Raw genomic sequence first — 17061 nt, 5'->3', positions numbered from 1 at the left:
AAAGACAAAACCACGCTTATTCGTGTGCATTCGTGGTTCGATTTTCTGTTTTTTAGCAGTGCTAAATAGTCACGAACTCTCTTACTCCTCTGAAGCCATGCCCTTCTGATAACGAACCACCTGATTTCGTCCGGTATCTTTGGCCTGGTAAAGGGCGATATCAGCCAGTTTCGCGCACTCCCAGAAGTCATCGTTATCATTCGGGTAGATGGCATAACCCAGTGACATGGTTTTGGTCAGCGGCCCTTTCGGCGTCTTGAATGAGTGCTCCTCCATCGCCTTGCGAATACGTTCACCGGAGATCATGCCGCCCTCCTCATCCGCATCAATCAGCAATGCAAGAAACTCTTCACCACCGAATCGAATCAACAGGTCGGCTTCGCGAAGCGTTTTTCTCATGATTTCGCATGCGCCTTTCAACACATCATCACCCACATCATGGCCATATGTATCATTCACATGTTTAAAGTGGTCCAGATCGCACATCAGGATACCAATCGTACTGTTTCGACGCAGTACGCCGGAGGTGACGGTCTCAAGGTGCTCTTCCAGAAAACGCCTGTTATAGAGATTGGTCATCGGATCACGCAGAGATGATTCCCGCAGCGACTTCATAAGCCGTTTGGTTTCAATCACAGGCGCAGCTTCATCCATAAACGATTGCAGCACTGGCAGCTCAGACATCACCATAGCTTTCTCTTCTTCAGAATAGACCACCTGCAGCACACCACCAACCGATCCGGAGAGCATCATAGGCAGACAGAGATGATATAAGCCATTCTCAGTATCTCTCCCTGCAAACGATGGGCATATATTTTCGGCATCATGTGAATTGGTGATCATCGCTGTCCGTTTAGCCCGACAAAAATCACAGTTTAGAATCACATCCTTTTTACACCACAGATCCATATCTTCAGGCAACCCACCGGTAAACACTGCATTGAGGCGGTTGTTGGAGTTAGATACCTCATAAAATGAGTAGCGACTGAAGTGTAGCTGCTGCTCCAATAGCTGCTGGAATCGGGAGTAGACATCTTCAAGGGTGCGATCATTCTCAATGATCTGCTTAAACTGTGAAACCATCGCCATGGTGTGCACTACCGACACCGTGGTATGCAACAGATTCTCACGCTCAGCGATCTGGCGGTGGCCGGTAAGCGTATCGAGATCTTTGGTGATCGAACCGATACTGTTATCCAGCACCCCCATAAAGTGGTTGGTACGCTCGGCAATTTCGCCAATCTCATCACTGCTGCGTTTGATCATGCGGCCTGAGAAATCACCCTCCTCAGCCAGTGACACCGTATGATTCAACTCTTCAGTTGCATGCTCGATCGGATTGAGGAAACGCCTGAGAGCAAAGGCAAGACCACCGGCAAAGAGCAGGAACAACAGTGAAATACCAACCGTATCCCTGATCGCCTCATAGAATTGCTGGGTAACATCCATCTCCAGACTAACCACACCAATCACATCACCCTCGTTGCCAACATGGCATGCCATACAGTTCATATTGTTTTCATTGATAGCAATATAGGGGATAGAGTAGGTGTATCGCACGCGATCTCCGGAGATCAATTCAGACTGCTCCTCACCGGTAGCAAGCACCCTTTTCTCCATCTCGGTGACCTGGGTGCGCACACTCATATCAATCTCGTATTGATCGATCACACTTTTGGCTGGCACAACAACACCACCCACCAGACCGGGAATATTCTTCAGATTTTCAATGTAGGGGTTTTTGTGTTCGGCCTGGCCCTCTGTCATCTCATGCGTAACCGTAAGCCGGATCATCTCTGCCCCCATCTGCGCCTGACGCTGCAAGGCATTAAGGCTATAGCGGTGATAGGAGATGATGGAGGTGGCAGCAAACACGGCTACAACAAGAAGACTACTGATGATAATGAGAAGCTGACTCTTATGGCGAAGTTTCATAAACCCTCCTGTGCAGCTTGCCCGTATCTCTACTCAGCCACCTGCATTAATAGGAATCTAACATATTCTATGCCAATAAATGGTTTATTTTGTTTTTTCTCTGCATGTATCCGACAAAAGGGCGTCGGAATAATCAGATGATCGGCTCGCAAACTTCCAGCTTCTGGCTCTCTATAAATGAAAGCAGCGTAGCTTTCGCAGCATTTGTACTCCTCGGATCACAGGCCACCACATGGCTGGGATCGATTCCCATTCTCGCCGCAACATCGGCAGGAGAAAGCGCACCTTCCAGATCAGATTTGGTGACTAAAATAAGCTCCGGGATATTGATACGCTCTCCGAAGTGGTCGTAGATATAGCTGACCTCTTCGATTGATTCAGGGTCGGAGCCATCAACCAGAAACAGGATCGCATGCGCACCCACAGCAAGAATCTCCCACATGAAATCAAAACGGCGCTGGCCGGGCGTGCCGTAGAGATGCAACTCCATACCTTCTGAGGGATAACAGATGCCATGATCCATCGCTACGGTGGTCAGATCTTTCATGCCTGCGACATCATCAGTTGCACTCTCATTGGTGCAGACCACCGGCACATCACTGAGCGTGCGGATCAGCGTTGTTTTTCCCGCATTCACCGGCCCGGTCACCACTACTTTCACAACCCTGTTTACCACAACACCTCCCAAAACAGAGCTACCCTTCGGCCACCCGTCACCCAGTGAGAGAAATTAGACTTAATCGAGGATCAAATCCACCCTTGGCATAGATTTTAGCTTGGCATCATCGATTTTGGTGCGGCAGCCAAACAGTCGCTCAGTTGTTATGCCATGTGCTTTAAGTGCATCCATCACCACATCAGCACGTGTCTCTGCAAGCAGCAACAGCTCCTCATCGCTTCTGGCCGTGGCTGGTTCTACCTTAACAGCAGCATCAGCTGCTGGCGGTTTCGCCACCGGCTCACCCTCAATGCGTGTGGCAACACCACAGACTTGAACACGGAACTGCTCGCTCTTTTTCAATAGCCCGGCAATTTTGGAGATATAGTCTGTCATCTCAGGATTCAGTGATACTCCAAGCTCAGTAAAACCAATCGGTGTCAGCTTCGGCTTGGCCGCCTCCCTGATCAGATCACTGGCCAGATCAGCGGCAAGAATGATGCTGCCGTAGGGTTGCAATGCCAGTGTAGCGTAGGTCATCGCCCCGGCACTTAAGGAGGACATCAGCGCCTTATTAATAATGGCATTAAGATTGATGTTCGGGTCATCAAGATTACCGCTGATCGGCACCTCCATCTCAATATCACCACGATCATCGCGCAACATATCCAACGCCATGCCAACCGGCATGCCGATACTCTGCTCCGCCTTGCCCGGCTGATCAGAGTCACCCAGCTCCAGCTTACGGATCAGCAGCTTGTTATTGGCACTGATGATGTTCTTATCAATGTTGACTGCAGTGTTCAGATTAAACTGCCCGGTCTGAATCGATTTGCCGAAATCCGATTCAATGAATCCGCTCAAACCCGGCATCTCGAAGTTCTTCACGGTCACCATGAGCTCAGTTTTCAGTTTTTTGGCATGCGGTCGAATCTTACCCTTGGCGCTCATCTCTCCGTACTTGCCGATGCCCATCTGCATATCAAGTATGCCGTCACGTTTGCCGGAGAGATCCAGTGGCGCAAAGCGGAACTTTTTGACGCTCATTTTCGTATCAAGTGGTGGTGAGAGTGACTCATCGCGATAGGCAATTTTACTGCCCGCACTGATAATCAACTCATCAACTATCACAACCGGATCTTTTGGCTTCTCTGCCTTTGCTGCCGTTTTAACCGGCTCTTTTTTGTTTGGCTTCCCGGCCTCTGCTTTCGGCTTGCTCGCCAGTTCATCCAAGACAACAAACTTGCCACTCTTCTGCTTAATCAGCGTGGTATCCAGATCGTTAAACTGCAGTTTTTTCAGGTGATAGATGCCATTGGTATCCAGCGTTGCACTACTGGCAACAATCGCACCGATTGAACCCATCGACTTCTTGCCTGATGCAGGCAGTTTAACCTTGTTCAGCGCGAGTGAGTCAAAGCTCCCCTTCTCAGCACTTGTCATGGCAAAATTCTTCAGGGATACCCCATCAATAGCAGCAAGAAGTTGCTTGCCCTGCTGCTGTTTGAGATCAAAGCCCTGCATGGCCAGTGATTGCAGGTTCACTGTTTTGCCCGGTTCCATTTTCAAGTCGGCAAGTTCAAGGCGATTCAGGCGCATGCGGTCATCGCCACCACTCATACCATCAGCCTGCAAGGCTTTGAGAATCAGGGAGGCAACCTTGATCTGACCCTTTAGATCCGCATCAATTTTCTGCACATCAATGGCGGCAAACTGCAAACTACCTGCACCGGTAAGTTGCGGCTGCACGCTCACATTGGTGATGTTAACCGATTCAAGTTTGTGATTGTTGATGCCAGCCATCTGCAGGTTATTCACTGCAAGTGACTCCACGGCAGCCAGCGGCTGACCATCTGGCTGAGCAAGCTTGAGACCGGCCAGTTTAAGCACAGCATCCTCACTCTTCAGTGAAGCGGCAATATCCTCTGCGCCCATGGAAAAGAGTAGTTTTGCTGTCAAATCCAGAGTCTCGTTATTCACCCGGTAACCAAAACCACTGAAGCTGGTTTCACCCACTTTCAGCGATGTCTCCAACGTCTGTTCACTGCCCGTCAGATTGGAGAGATTAAGTTGCAGGGAATCGACTGGAAGCTTGAGCTGCATATCCTGACCATTCACATCAACCAGCAGCCGATTGATCCGGAGATCATCCACCACCGCCAGCCATAGTTCATCTTCTGGCTCAACCGCGACTGCCTCACCCTTTGCGGGCTCTACTGCCGGCTCAAGTTTAATGTCGGCCAACTGCCACTGCTGCTGCGCATCCTGATGCAGATTCAGGTTTACACTGTCGAGTTCCAGAGAACGCACATGAACAATCTTCTTGAACAGTGGCAACCAGTCGATATTCACAGCCAGACGCTTGATATTCAGACCGTCACCGGCCTTCAACCCCTGCAACACAAACTCGCCGGAGAAGAGATTGAGATCGACATTCTCTATCTCAGCCTGCGACACACCATGCTCCTGCAGCCACTTCTCTGCCGAATATTCGATGGCCAGTGGCAGCAGTGAAATCACCAGCAGGAGTAACACGGCAAACGTTGCCGGAACAGCAATTTTCCAATTCAGTCCGGAAGAGTATACAACTTCTGTTACACCATCGGTTGTGGCTTCTGATGAAATTTCTGAACGCTCTTCAGCCATCTGATGACTCTCCTCTCTCTTTAATCCAATCCAATCTGATCAATCTCAATGGTTCTGAGGTCAGGGTTTTGCGCATCCGGCCACAGATGCACCTTAATGGCATCCTCAGCAATCATATGCGGAGCCCGATCCGGCCACTCAATCAGTGCAATCCAGGGTGACTGCAGATAGTCGCGCACACCCAGCATCTCAATCTCATCAGGATCATCCAGCCGGTACCAGTCCATATGTGTCACCCGACAAGACGCGCCCTCATATTCCTGAATGATGGCAAAGGTGGGACTGGGAAGTGCAGCATCGGTGACACCGAGTGCACGCATCACGGCACGGCAGAAAAAGCTTTTTCCCGCTCCGAGTTCACCGTAGAGCGCCACCACGTCCCCGGGTTTAAGGGTGGCGGCAAATCGCTGCGCCAGCGCAGTGGTTTCCGCCTCGTTGTGACAGATAGTTTTCAATACTGTGTTTTCAACGCTCTGTTTTAACGGCAACCAGAGCTTTGATGACATCATGTTTACAGATCATGCCAACCACTGATTCACCATCAAGCACAGGCAGATGCGCTACTGACTTATCGCCCATGATCGAAGCGATTTCATTAAGATCAGTATCAACATTTACAGTGATTACATCTTCATTCACCAGATCCTCAGCCGTCATCGCCTGCATACGTGCCAGCTCCTCTTCAAACTGCGCCTCACCCATCGGAATCACCATATCAAACAGGGCAACGGCGGTAGGTACATGCAGGTTCTTCTGTTGGTCAATCAGATCATTTTCGGTAATCACACCCAGCAGGCGCTGATCATCATCTACAACCAGAATGCCGCTCAGATCCTCAACAGCAAAACGGCGGGCAATCTCATCCACCATGGTGCTCAGATGGCAGTATGGCGGATTGGCATTCATGATGTCGCGGGCAAGAACTTTTGAATAAGGCATAGCATCCTCCTGATACCTTCATTATAGACCAGATCGGGGCGATGATACACTCGCAATACATGGTACAAAGCGATCATAGCCTTCCATCAGCATCAGGCAAGCTGCCCCATTCAAACACGCTACAACAAGCGCAATCATTCCATCAGCATGAGAAAAAACGCCACCTTACGGCTGTGCGTCAGGTGCTCTCAGTCAAGGCGCAGTGAGCGCAGCTTGTTCTGCAAACAGGCGGATTGCATACCAACCTGAAGATTAACGACAACCTGTAGCTGCATCCCAAATGCGCTCAGCCAAGGCATGAGAAGCGACGTTTAGTTCAACTAAATGAGCGCCGAACAACGCTGGATGAGCGTATTTGGGGTGCAGCAGCAATCAGGCTTTGTGGTAGATTTTGGAACCGCTCTTCACGAACTCTTCTGACTGCTCTTCCATTCCGGCATCAATCGCTTCACGCGTCTCCATGCCGTGCGCTTTGGCATAGTCGCGCACATCCTGAGTAATCTTCATCGAGCAGAATTTCGGACCACACATTGAGCAGAAGTGCGCCACTTTGCCACTCTCTTTGGGCATGGTCTCATCATGGAAGGAGCGCGCGGTATCCGGATCGAGGGAGAGGTTGAACTGATCCTCCCAACGGAACTCAAAACGCGCCTTGGAGAGCGCATCATCACGCTGCTGTGCACCGGGGTGCCCCTTGGCCAGATCAGCGGCATGAGCTGCAATCTTGTAGGTGATCACACCGGCTTTCACATCGTCGCGATTTGGCAGCCCCAGATGCTCTTTGGGTGTCACATAGCAGAGCATGGCACAACCATACCAGCCGATCTGGGCGGCACCGATACCGGAAGTGATGTGATCATAACCCGGTGCAATGTCGGTGGTCAGGGGGCCGAGTGTATAGAACGGCGCCTCATCACAATGTTTCAGCTGCTCTTCCATATTGGCTTTGATCATATGCATCGGCACATGACCAGGCCCCTCAATCATCACCTGCACATCATGTTTCCAGGCGATCTTGGTCAGCTCACCAAGTGTACGCAGCTCACCGAACTGCGCCTCATCATTGGCATCGGCAATCGCACCGGGGCGCAGGCCGTCACCGAGTGAGAAAGAGACATCATACTTTTTCATGATTTCGCAGATATCTTCGAAATGGGTGTAGAGGAAATTCTCTTTATGGTGAGCAAGGCACCACTTGGCCATGATCGAGCCACCACGCGATACAATGCCGGCCAGACGCTTGGCGGTCAGCGGCACATAACGCAGCAGTACACCGGAGTGGATGGTGAAGTAATCGACACCCTGCTCGGCCTGTTCAATCAAGGTGTCGCGGAAGATCTCCCAGGTCAGGTTTTCAGCAACGCCATCCACCTTCTCCAGCGCCTGATAGATCGGCACAGTTCCGATCGGTACTGCTGCGTTGCGGATGATCCACTCGCGTGTCTCATGAATATTCTTGCCGGTAGAGAGATCCATAATGGTATCTGAGCCCCAACGGGTCGCCCAGGTCATCTTCTCAACCTCCTCCTCAATCGAGGAGCCCAGTGCCGAGTTGCCGATATTGCCGTTAATTTTCACGAGGAAGTTGCGACCGATAATCATCGGCTCCACCTCAGGGTGGTTGATGTTGGCAGGGATAATAGCGCGTCCACGGGCAATCTCATCACGTACAAATTCAGGCGTGATCACGTGCGGGATCGATGCGCCCCAGCTCTGGCCCGGATGCTGTTTGGTAATCTCGCGCAGATGTTCACGGCGCTGGTTCTCTCGAATCGCCACATACTCCATCTCAGGGGTAATTATACCCTGACGGGCATAATGCATTTGAGAGACATTTTTGCCCGCTTTGGCCACACGAGGCTTACGAAGGTGAGCGAAACGCAGGCTATCCAGCTTCTCATTATCACGGCGCTCACGGCCATAGTCGGAACTCAGATCGGAGAGCTCTTCAGTGTCGTCACGCTCGGCAATCCACGCCGCACGAATGGCAGGCACGCCTTTCTTCAGATCAATCTCAATCTCGGGATCGGTGTAGGGGCCGGAGGTATCATAAATCAGAATCGGGTGATTCTCTTCGATTCCTTCACTGGTCTGGGTTGGCGAGAGGGTAACCTCACGCATCGGCACGCGGATATCAGGTCTGGAACCCTCTATATAAACCTTGCGGGAGTTGGGGAACGGCTGCTCTGCATCATAGTTGTTCTCCACGATATCCGTACTGTTTGCCTGCTTTGTCATTCTTCCTCCAGAAACCCGACCACACTCCGCGGGGGTCGGAACTATAACGGACTCGCATCGTAGGGCATAGCCACCATACTGAAAACCATTGCAAGAGTGAGGATGGACTTTTGCCGAGAACTGCTAGAATAGCCCCATGACAATGAACATACCCCGTTTATCCGCATCCACTGCCGACAAGCTGCTGCAGGGTTTTGTAACCGCTTCACGCAGCCGCTGGGCAGTGTTAAAAGCCTCCGGCCCCACCCTGCGCGACTATCTGCAGGGGCAGATCACACAGGATATAAAAAAACTCACATCCGAATCCGGCATCCACGCCTGTCTGCTCTCGCCGCAGGGCAAAGCAGTCAGTGAGCTCTATATTTTTGAAGGGTTTAATAACGAAATTATATTGCTCACCCCCGCCTCCCATGCCGTGAGCACAGTCGAGCGGCTGCGCCGTTTTGCGCTCGGTCACCAGCTGCGCATCGGTGTGGTGGATTCTCTCGCGATCTGTGCTGTGCAGGGTGCCAATGCCGCAGCACTGCTCAAGGATTTCGATATTACTGAGCCGGACAACAGCTGGCTGGCCAGCAGCCGCAGCTACGAGGGTGAAGCTATAGCCGTGGTGATGCCTGCCTCGCCGCGTGGCTTCTGGGTGATTGCCAGCCCCGAGAAGATCGGTGCAGTTCTCGCTCAACAGCCGCAGGCCGGGGAAGATGAGTTTGAAGCGATGCGCATTATTCGCGGTTTTCCCGATTTCGGTAGAGAGTGGGATGAGAGCACGCATCCACTTAATGCCAATCTGATCGAGTTTGATGGCGTATCTTTTGATAAAGGGTGTTATGTTGGCCAGGAGATTACCGCCCGCATGAACTGGCGCGGCGGCATCAGGAAAAAGCTCTACCGCGTTGCTATTGATGGTCAGCCGACTCAACTGCCCTGCCCTGTTTCCACCACCGCAAAGATCGGTGAACTTAAATCTGCAGCCTTTGACCATGAGGGCAACTGCGTCGGCATCGCACTACTGCCGATTGAGATCACCGAATCAGATTCGGCACTTTCTCTTGATGATGGTAGTGTGGTGAAAATCCTGGAGGCCTGTCATGCCTGACACCCAATCCGCATTTATCTGGTACCACACCGACAATCTCAATATGGCTGAGATGAAAGCGTGGCTGGCGCTGGTAAAAGAGCAGACCGGTGCCAAATGTAAACTCTATGTACGTCGCAAGGGCGGCAAAACCACATTTATGGAGACCTATGCCAATGTCTCCGAAGCCACCACCATCGCCATCGAAGGTCTGGCTGCTGCTCATCCGCTTTTCGAAGGCATCGACCGCCGCTGCGAAAGCTTCTTGAGAATAGATAAGCTCTAGCTATTTCAATAATTGAAGAACCGACATTGGTGGTATTTGCCAATGCATGCCCCCTTATCATACAGTAAATCTATGTTGTCCAACCATGAAAAGAAGACTGATCAGTTTCGCTGTAATATGTGTGGTGAGTTATCCAGCCGCCGTGGCCAAATGAGCTGGCTTATTTAGATGATTGCTGACGAATTAACACGTACTTCAAATAGTCAGTCTTATTAAGGCACAATAATTCGCAGTACCACCAACAGTACCTTTTGATTAGGGTTCCCGAATGTCTGAAATAGCTACGAATATTGCCGTTAAACTGATCCAGCGCGAATCGGTGACGCCTGATGATGGCGGTTGCCAGAACTACATTAAAACACTACTGGCTCCGCTCGGCTTTGTGCGCACCGCTGTGGATGCAGGCGGCGTGACCAACAGCATCTACACCCGTCAGGGCGAACTTAAAGGCACACTGGCATTTGCCGGACATACCGATGTGGTGCCTACCGGCCCTGTTGAAAAGTGGGCGCATGCACCATTCTCCGCTGAGATTGTCGATGGTATCCTGCATGGCCGTGGTGCACAGGATATGAAGGGCGCGGTGGCCTGCTGGATTGCTGCTGTAGGCAAGCTCTGCGCTGAGTACACCCCTCTGCCAACCATTCAGCTGTTAATCACCTCCGATGAGGAGGGTGAATCGATCGATGGCACCATCCGCATGATGGAATATATGCAGGCAAACGATTTACTGCCCGATGCATGTATTGTCGGTGAGCCATCTTGTTCGCAAAAGGTGGGCGATACGATCCGTCGTGGCCGTCGTGGCGTGGTACAGATCAAAATCACATTCCACGGCAAACAGGGGCACTCCGCTTACCCGCAGGATGCTGATAATGCCATCCATCATGCCGCTCCGGCTCTGGCACGCATTGCGGCTATTGATTGGGGAGAAGCGGCTGTTGGCTTCCCGCCAACCAGTTGCCAGATCACCAATGTGAACGGTGGCACCGGCGCAACCAACGTGATTCCGGGGCACTGCGAAGCCTTGATCGACATCCGCTATAATCCGGCCAACAATTTTGATGGCATCAAAGCTGCCATTGAAACGGCCTGCGCAGATTGTGATGCGACCTTTGAATTTGACCATTCAGCCACTGCATTTTCGACTGCCGATGGCCCCTTTCTGGATCTGGTATGCAACAGCATCAAAAGTGTGACCGGCATTGAGACGGTTCGCGATACCGGTGGTGGCACCTCTGATGGCCGTTTCCTTGCGGCTGCAGGCGTACCTGTCGTGGAGCTTGGCACCACCAACAGTACGATTCATCAGATCAATGAGCAGGTGGCTGTCAGTGAACTTGCAACGCTGACTGAGATTTACACCGATATTATAGAAAATTTTGAGGTTTAAGAGATGAGTGAAAAACTAGGCGCTGTCATCAACAAGCCAACCCGTTATCTGGAGACATTCGAGAATCCGAATCCGGAGCGTGACTACCATATCCGCATCGATTCACCGGAGTTCACCTGCCTCTGCCCGAAAACAGGCCAGCCCGATTTTGCCGAAATCAAACTCGATTACATTCCGGATCAACGCTGTGTTGAACTGAAATCACTGAAACTCTACTACTGGAGCTTCCGCGATGAGGGGCACTTCCACGAGAAGGTGACCAACATGATCGCCAATGATCTGATCAAGCTGCTTGATCCGCGTCAGATCAAGGTGACCGCCGTATTTAACGTGCGCGGTGGCGTCTACACCACTGTAGAAGTCGAACATAAAAAATCGTGACTCAGTTACAAAAAAATAAACCACGAAGGCACGAAGGCACAAAGTATTTATGCATTGTACCCCTTTGTGTCTTTGTGTCTCTGTGGTGAAACAGACATGAAACAGATTCCATTTACCAAGATGCAGGCCCAGGGCAACGATTTCATCGTGCTTAATGGCCTGAGTTGTGAAATCCCTGAGCTCTCCGAGGAGTTTGTGCGCCGTATTACCGAGCGCCGCTACGGTATCGGCTGCGACCAGCTACTGGTTCTGGAGGCCAGTGAAAATGCGGATGCTGCCATTCGCATCTTCAACAACGATGGGTCCGAGGCAGCCAACTGCGGCAATGGCCTGCGCTGTGTCGGTGAACTTTTGATGTCTGAATCCGGCAAAGCGAGCGTCACTATCGCGCTGGCAGATCGCACGGTTTCTGCATCACGTGGTGCCAACGGCATTTGCGTTGAGATGGGGCCGGCAACGGTTACCGATCAGACAGAGGCGCATGTTGATATAGAGATCGGCAATGAGCATCGCGTCTTCTTTGAAGCGATTGAAGCCTTCCCGAACGATCGAAATGTGGAGATTGTTACCGGTCAGATCGCCGACCATGTCTACATCGATATTATTGAACGCGGTGCAGGTCACACACCGGCTTGCGGCAGCGGCGCCTGTGCAACAGCGGCAGCGATCTGGACCACTGAGGGTGAAACACGCCCGCTGAAGATCGAAATGCCCGGTGGCGAGGTGACTGTTTCAGGCTCTATCGACAACATCATGCTCGAAGGTGAAGTGAGCAAAACGTTTGAGGGTCTATTTTCTATCGGTGAATAAAACAGGTGCAATTGATGCTTGCATCCGCGCGTCTTTGAACCATAATCCGCCCCGTTCCGAAAGGGGCACTTGGGCAGGTAGCTCAGTCGGTAGAGCAGTGGACTGAAAATCCACGTGTCGGGGGTTCGATTCCCTCCCTGCCCACCATTCTTTCACATTGTGAAACTACAACTTACGGAGCCTTAGGGCTCCGTTTTTTGTTTGTCAGGTTCGCTTTAGTTCGTCTAAACAGCATAGCAAGTGTGCCATAATTGTGCCATCGCCATCGGGAATGAGCGTTAGTTTTTGTGTTTTGCTAACTCATAGCATACACTTTTGCGTATGAGCGTACATTATTGTGGCTATGAGTGGCTAAAGAGAGCTTACAAACTGGATTTAGATTCACCTAATCCAGTTTCAAAGGTCGGGGGAGCAAAGAGTCCCGACAGCCGCATATTCCGTTCTGAGTATCAGCCAGAAGATACGCTAGCAGGACACCTTCTTTTCGCACTCAAGCATGAGAACATGAATCTTGGCATCCTGAAGGCTTTATTCAATGCCTGTGATAAGAAAGAGCTCGAACAGTGGATTTCCGAGAATCCTCAAGGCCAGCAAACGCGCCGCACATGGTTTTTATATGAGTGGCTGACAGGGAAAGAGTTGAACCTGCCCGATGCGGACACAAAGTTCAGATACGTCGATGCGCTGGATGAAAAGTCCTACTACACGGCGGATAAAATAAATTCCCCACGCCATAAAGTTCGCAACAACATGCCCGGCGTCCCTACTTTCTGTTGGCTGGTTCGCAAAACCGCTGCGATGAAAGCGTTTGATGCCAAGCAACTACATAAGCAGATGGCAGATGCATATTCCACTCACCCTATGATTGGCAGAGCTGAAGCATTCCTGCTGACTAAAGACTCACAAAGCAGCTTTGAGATAGAGAAAGAAAAGTTTGATAACCGCGCTGTTCGCTGGATGAAAACGGTTCGAGCGTTCATGGGCTCTCGACTAGATGATGCAAAGCTATTTGAGATGCAGAAGCAGCTTGTTTCAAATCCCGACAATGGCTGGCGAGCAGACTTTGGCTGGATTGGAGACCGCCTCCCAGATGCGACTCCCCTGCCGGAACATATCAGCGCACACCCTGAAAGCCTGAAGGAGCTAATGGATGCGTGGTTAAAGGCCTACTCTCTTATGTTCGAGAGGCACCCTGTAGCAGCCGCTACGGCATTGGCATACGGCTTCATCATCATCCACCCCTTTACGGATGGAAACGGGCGTATTCATCGTTTTATTTTACATCAGCTGGGCAAGGTGCCTGTATCATCAGAGCTTCTTGAAAGTATTGATGACTATATCGCTTCACTGAAGAAGCTTTCAGCGCCGATTCTTGACCGTTCTGAATGGACAGTTACAGCGGATTATAATGTCGAGCTGATAAATGATACGACAGAGCTATATCGCTATGCAGATGCAACCGAGCAGGCCGAATTCATATACAAGTGCATTGAGCAGTTTGTAACGCACCGCTTGCCACTGGAGCTGGAGTACCTGAGTGCGTTTGATGAAGCAAAACGAATCATTGATGATGCTCATGATATGCCAGACAAGGATTTGACCTTGCTGGTGAATCTCTGCGTTCAGAATGAAGGTGTCTTGTCGAACAAGAAGCGTAAGCTTTTTGAACAGCTGTCTGACGACAACATCGCTTTCGCTGAGAAGACAGTCAAAGAGGCTTTTACTGATTACTTTAGGATGAAGGGCTAAAAACTGTTGGTATATATGTTGGTGTAAATACATGCATCATCGCCACAATAGGTAATTTTTATTATATAATACAACAATTATCACGCAGTTCGATTCCCTCCCTGCCCACCACATGAAAAGGAGTTGCGAGAGATCGCAGCTCCTTTTTTATTGCATCATGTTTTTTCGGCCTCGATCAGGCGGCGTAGCAACTGGCTTAACTCACCTACGTCGTAAGGCTTTGCCAACAGCCTGCTGTTTGCCACAGAACCATCAACCAGTCCGGTCTTCTCTTCGCTGTAACCGGATACAAAAACAACGGGAAGATCACCGCCCAGTGCCCGAATATGGCGCACCGCGTCAATACCACTCATCTTCGGCATCACAACATCTGAAATGATAATATCAAGGCGCTCCCGATTGGCATTAAACAGCTCAACAGCCTGCTCCCCATCTACCGCTTCAATCACCTGATAACCCAGTTCACTCAGAACCTCTGCCGATGAGCTCCTCATATCATGGTGATCATCCACCAGCAGAATGGTCTCACCCTCTCCTTTCGCCACATCATCAATCAGCTCATCGCCTTGCGGCACTCCGGCCTCACTGCAGATGGGTAGATAGATTTTAAACTCGCACCCCTCGCCCTGCTTACTCGACACCTCAATTACACCACCATGATTGTGAATAGCACCATAAGCCATCGAAAGGCCCAGACCAGTGCCTTTGCCCACCTCTTTGGTGGTAAAGAAAGGTTCAAAAATATTTTTCAGATACTTCTCCGGAATGCCGTAGCCGTTATCCCTGATCACCAACAGCGCAAACACATCACCCTCAAGCTCGGGATGGCGTATGCGTAAAAATTCATCTGCCCGAGATGGCTGCAGCGAACAGCTTATCAAAGGACTCTCTACCTGAGAGACCGCATCGTAGGCATTATTCAGAAGATTCAGTATCACCTGTTCCAGCAGTGAAATATCGCCGGCTACAGGAAGATTCTGATCACTTACCTCACATCTGATCTCAACATCTTCAGCAAAACCTCTTCTGGCCAGCATCACCGTCTCTTCAACCAGCTCATTCATCGAGAAGGTCGCGATACTGACCGTATCCTTGCGGGCAAAGGTCAACAGCTTCTTGATCATGTCCGCTGCTCTGCCACCCATCTTTTCAACAGCCGTAAGCTTATCGAGTACCACCGCATTACCCTGAGCAGCCCTTCTGGCCAGATAAACATTGCCCTGAATGGCCGCCAGCGTGTTATTAAAGTCATGCGCGATACCGCCAACCAGGGTGCCGATCGCCTCCATCTTCTGGGCATGACGCAATTGATCTTCGAGACCTCTCTGTTCAGTAATATCCTGAACCGTACCCATCATTCGAACTGCTTTACCATCCTCAAAAATCGCCCCCCCCTCTTCATGCACAAAGCGTTCACTGCCATCGGCCAACACAATCCTGTGATCAATTGCGTAATGGGTACCATGCTCAACAGCGGCAGAAGTAGCATGATTCACCATCTCACGATCATCCGGATGCACACTGTTGAGAAATGCCTCATAGGAGGCACCAAACTGCTGTGGCTGTAGACCGAAGATTCGATAGATCTCATCTGACCATTGCAGCTCATTACTCTGAATATCCCAGTTCCAGTTACCCAGTTTAGCCATGGCCTGCGCATCACTTAGCATCTTTTCGCTACACTCAAGCGCCTCTTTTGCAGCGATGGCTGCATTTGCAAACTGCCTCTGCCGATGCGCATTTTGCACCGTTGAATAGAGCAGCAAACAGAGGGAACCAGTCAACAGCAACCCGAAGCCAAGAATGAAGATGGGCAGGAGGTTTTTCTGACCCTCAAAAAAAGCAGGGGCCGGCGACGCAATCACCTCCCAGGTTTTACCAGCCACTTCAATTTTCCGGGAGTAGCTCAATACCTGACTAAGCAGCGTTTGATGGTCGCGCATAGAGCTATTCTGAGCATTTCGTGTTATGGCGGTATAGGTTGCCAGATGTTTCGGTGCACTTTCTGTAGAGATATCAAAGAGATCCAGATCCAGCCCGGCAGGCTCAAAATCACTGATACTTTTGGCAAGCACTGCATCGGGGCTAAACACTCCAGCAACAAACCCCTGCAATTTCTGGTGCTGATTGGCTTGTGTCACCATACCGTGAAATACAGGAACAAACATCACGATACCTGTCTCACCTGATCTATCCTGCATTGCGCCTGCTAACGACGCGCGTGGAGAAAGTGATATGCGTGCTGTATTAAGAGCTTCCTGCATATCCACATTGGTAGCCAGATCATAACCGATAGTCATCCAACTTTTCTGCTCTGGCTGCAGATATTGAATCGGAAAATAATCCGAACGACTTGCTGCCCTGACCATCGTTTTATTTTTTTTATCTCTGATTTCAAGGGCTGTTTTACCCGAGCTGTTGAGTGAGCCTTCAAAACTCTCGCGTTCATCGTCCCTGACATGCGGAATCCAGGCATATGCAAAACCTGCTTCGTTATCCTCGCTTAGATGAGATACAAAATGGCTGAACTCTTCAGGGCTGACGTATTGTGATGACTCAAAGAAGACAGCCAGTGAATTCAGCTGCTGCAGCTTGAAGCCCATACGCGTATTTAGAGATGAAATCCTGTCATCCGCAGCGGTGACAAACGCCCTCTGCAAGCGCTCTTCACCCCACCCAACTGCCATCAAATAGAGCAACAACGAAATGACAACACCGATAAAACCGGCAAACGCCACGGGTAATAAATAAGGCCGCCGCCGATCTTCACTACTCGCTGGTTTGTCTAACCTGCTCACTGTCACACCCCTGCTCATCTGATGAAGATTTTACTAACCATAATCCCTAACAGTTAGCAGATGAGTAAAGAAAGAAACATGCCATAAGCAGTTATATTTCACTTAAATAGGGCGGGGTTATTTACAGGCATAAAAAAAGGAGCCAAGAATTTCTCG

General features: G+C 50.5%; 13 protein-coding genes and 1 tRNA gene. 7 read left to right on the top strand and 7 right to left on the bottom strand.

From position 1 onward, the window contains the following. Nucleotides 1-81: 81 nt before the first annotated feature. The 6 genes from F3F93_RS04605 to thiC form a co-directional block, all read right to left on the bottom strand. Nucleotides 82-1935, bottom strand: coding sequence for a sensor domain-containing diguanylate cyclase (locus F3F93_RS04605; RefSeq protein ID WP_176957997.1), 1854 nt, complete (start codon nucleotides 1933-1935; stop codon nucleotides 82-84). 133 nt (nucleotides 1936-2068) lie between these two features. Further along, complete coding sequence (locus tag F3F93_RS04600; protein ID WP_176957996.1) at nucleotides 2069-2611, bottom strand: GTP-binding protein; 543 nt, start codon at nucleotides 2609-2611, stop codon at nucleotides 2069-2071. Between the two features lie 60 nt (nucleotides 2612-2671). Beyond that, nucleotides 2672-5239 (bottom strand): DUF748 domain-containing protein, encoded by a 2568-nt coding sequence (locus tag F3F93_RS04595; protein ID WP_176957995.1) that lies wholly within the window; start codon nucleotides 5237-5239, stop codon nucleotides 2672-2674. A gap of 20 nt (nucleotides 5240-5259) precedes the next feature. Beyond that, nucleotides 5260-5748: a tRNA (adenosine(37)-N6)-threonylcarbamoyltransferase complex ATPase subunit type 1 TsaE gene (gene tsaE, locus F3F93_RS04590; RefSeq protein ID WP_241696969.1), complete on the bottom strand. Its 489-nt coding sequence runs from the start codon at nucleotides 5746-5748 to the stop codon at nucleotides 5260-5262. Next, nucleotides 5705-6178 carry a CBS domain-containing protein gene (locus tag F3F93_RS04585; protein WP_176957994.1) on the bottom strand — a complete coding sequence of 158 codons (474 nt, stop codon included), beginning with the start codon at nucleotides 6176-6178 and terminating at the stop codon, nucleotides 5705-5707. Before F3F93_RS04585 ends, tsaE begins: the two co-directional genes overlap by 44 nt. 372 nt (nucleotides 6179-6550) lie before the next feature. Further along, nucleotides 6551-8416 carry a phosphomethylpyrimidine synthase ThiC gene (gene thiC / locus F3F93_RS04580; protein ID WP_176957993.1) on the bottom strand — a complete coding sequence of 622 codons (1866 nt, stop codon included), beginning with the start codon at nucleotides 8414-8416 and terminating at the stop codon, nucleotides 6551-6553. A gap of 136 nt (nucleotides 8417-8552) precedes the next feature. Here thiC and F3F93_RS04575 point away from each other — a divergent pair, with 136 nt between their 5' ends. The 7 genes from F3F93_RS04575 to F3F93_RS04545 all read left to right on the top strand — a co-directional run bounded on the left by F3F93_RS04575 (nucleotide 8553) and on the right by F3F93_RS04545 (nucleotide 14107). Then, on the top strand, nucleotides 8553-9509 hold the full coding sequence (locus F3F93_RS04575; protein WP_176957992.1) for a folate-binding protein YgfZ: 957 nt from the start codon (nucleotides 8553-8555) through the stop codon (nucleotides 9507-9509). Then, nucleotides 9502-9774 (top strand): hypothetical protein, encoded by a 273-nt coding sequence (locus F3F93_RS04570; RefSeq protein ID WP_176957991.1) that lies wholly within the window; start codon nucleotides 9502-9504, stop codon nucleotides 9772-9774. Before F3F93_RS04575 ends, F3F93_RS04570 begins: the two co-directional genes overlap by 8 nt. Before the next feature lie 268 nt (nucleotides 9775-10042). After that, on the top strand, nucleotides 10043-11167 hold the full coding sequence (dapE, locus tag F3F93_RS04565) for a succinyl-diaminopimelate desuccinylase (protein WP_176957990.1): 1125 nt from the start codon (nucleotides 10043-10045) through the stop codon (nucleotides 11165-11167). Between the two features lie 3 nt (nucleotides 11168-11170). Then, on the top strand, nucleotides 11171-11548 hold the full coding sequence (gene queF / locus F3F93_RS04560) for a preQ(1) synthase (RefSeq protein ID WP_176957989.1): 378 nt from the start codon (nucleotides 11171-11173) through the stop codon (nucleotides 11546-11548). Nucleotides 11549-11644: 96 nt separating this feature from the next. Then, the gene (locus F3F93_RS04555) at nucleotides 11645-12358 is read left to right on the top strand and encodes a diaminopimelate epimerase (RefSeq protein WP_176957988.1); all 714 of its coding nucleotides are present in this window, start codon (nucleotides 11645-11647) and stop codon (nucleotides 12356-12358) included. A 71-nt stretch (nucleotides 12359-12429) separates the two neighbouring features. Continuing rightward, nucleotides 12430-12505, top strand: a tRNA-Phe gene (locus tag F3F93_RS04550). Nucleotides 12506-12679: 174 nt separating this feature from the next. Then, nucleotides 12680-14107 carry a Fic family protein gene (locus F3F93_RS04545; protein ID WP_176957987.1) on the top strand — a complete coding sequence of 476 codons (1428 nt, stop codon included), beginning with the start codon at nucleotides 12680-12682 and terminating at the stop codon, nucleotides 14105-14107. Nucleotides 14108-14262: 155 nt separating this feature from the next. On the opposite strand, the gene F3F93_RS04540 is transcribed toward F3F93_RS04545, so the two are convergent. Further along, nucleotides 14263-16794: a CHASE domain-containing protein gene (locus tag F3F93_RS04540; RefSeq protein ID WP_176957986.1), complete on the bottom strand. Its 2532-nt coding sequence runs from the start codon at nucleotides 16792-16794 to the stop codon at nucleotides 14263-14265. Nucleotides 16795-17061: the final 267 nt, after the last annotated feature.

Source organism: Mariprofundus sp. KV (assembly GCF_013387475.1).
Taxonomy (GTDB): Bacteria; Pseudomonadota; Zetaproteobacteria; order Mariprofundales; family Mariprofundaceae; genus Mariprofundus.
This window is presented reverse-complemented; position numbering and strand designations above follow the sequence as displayed.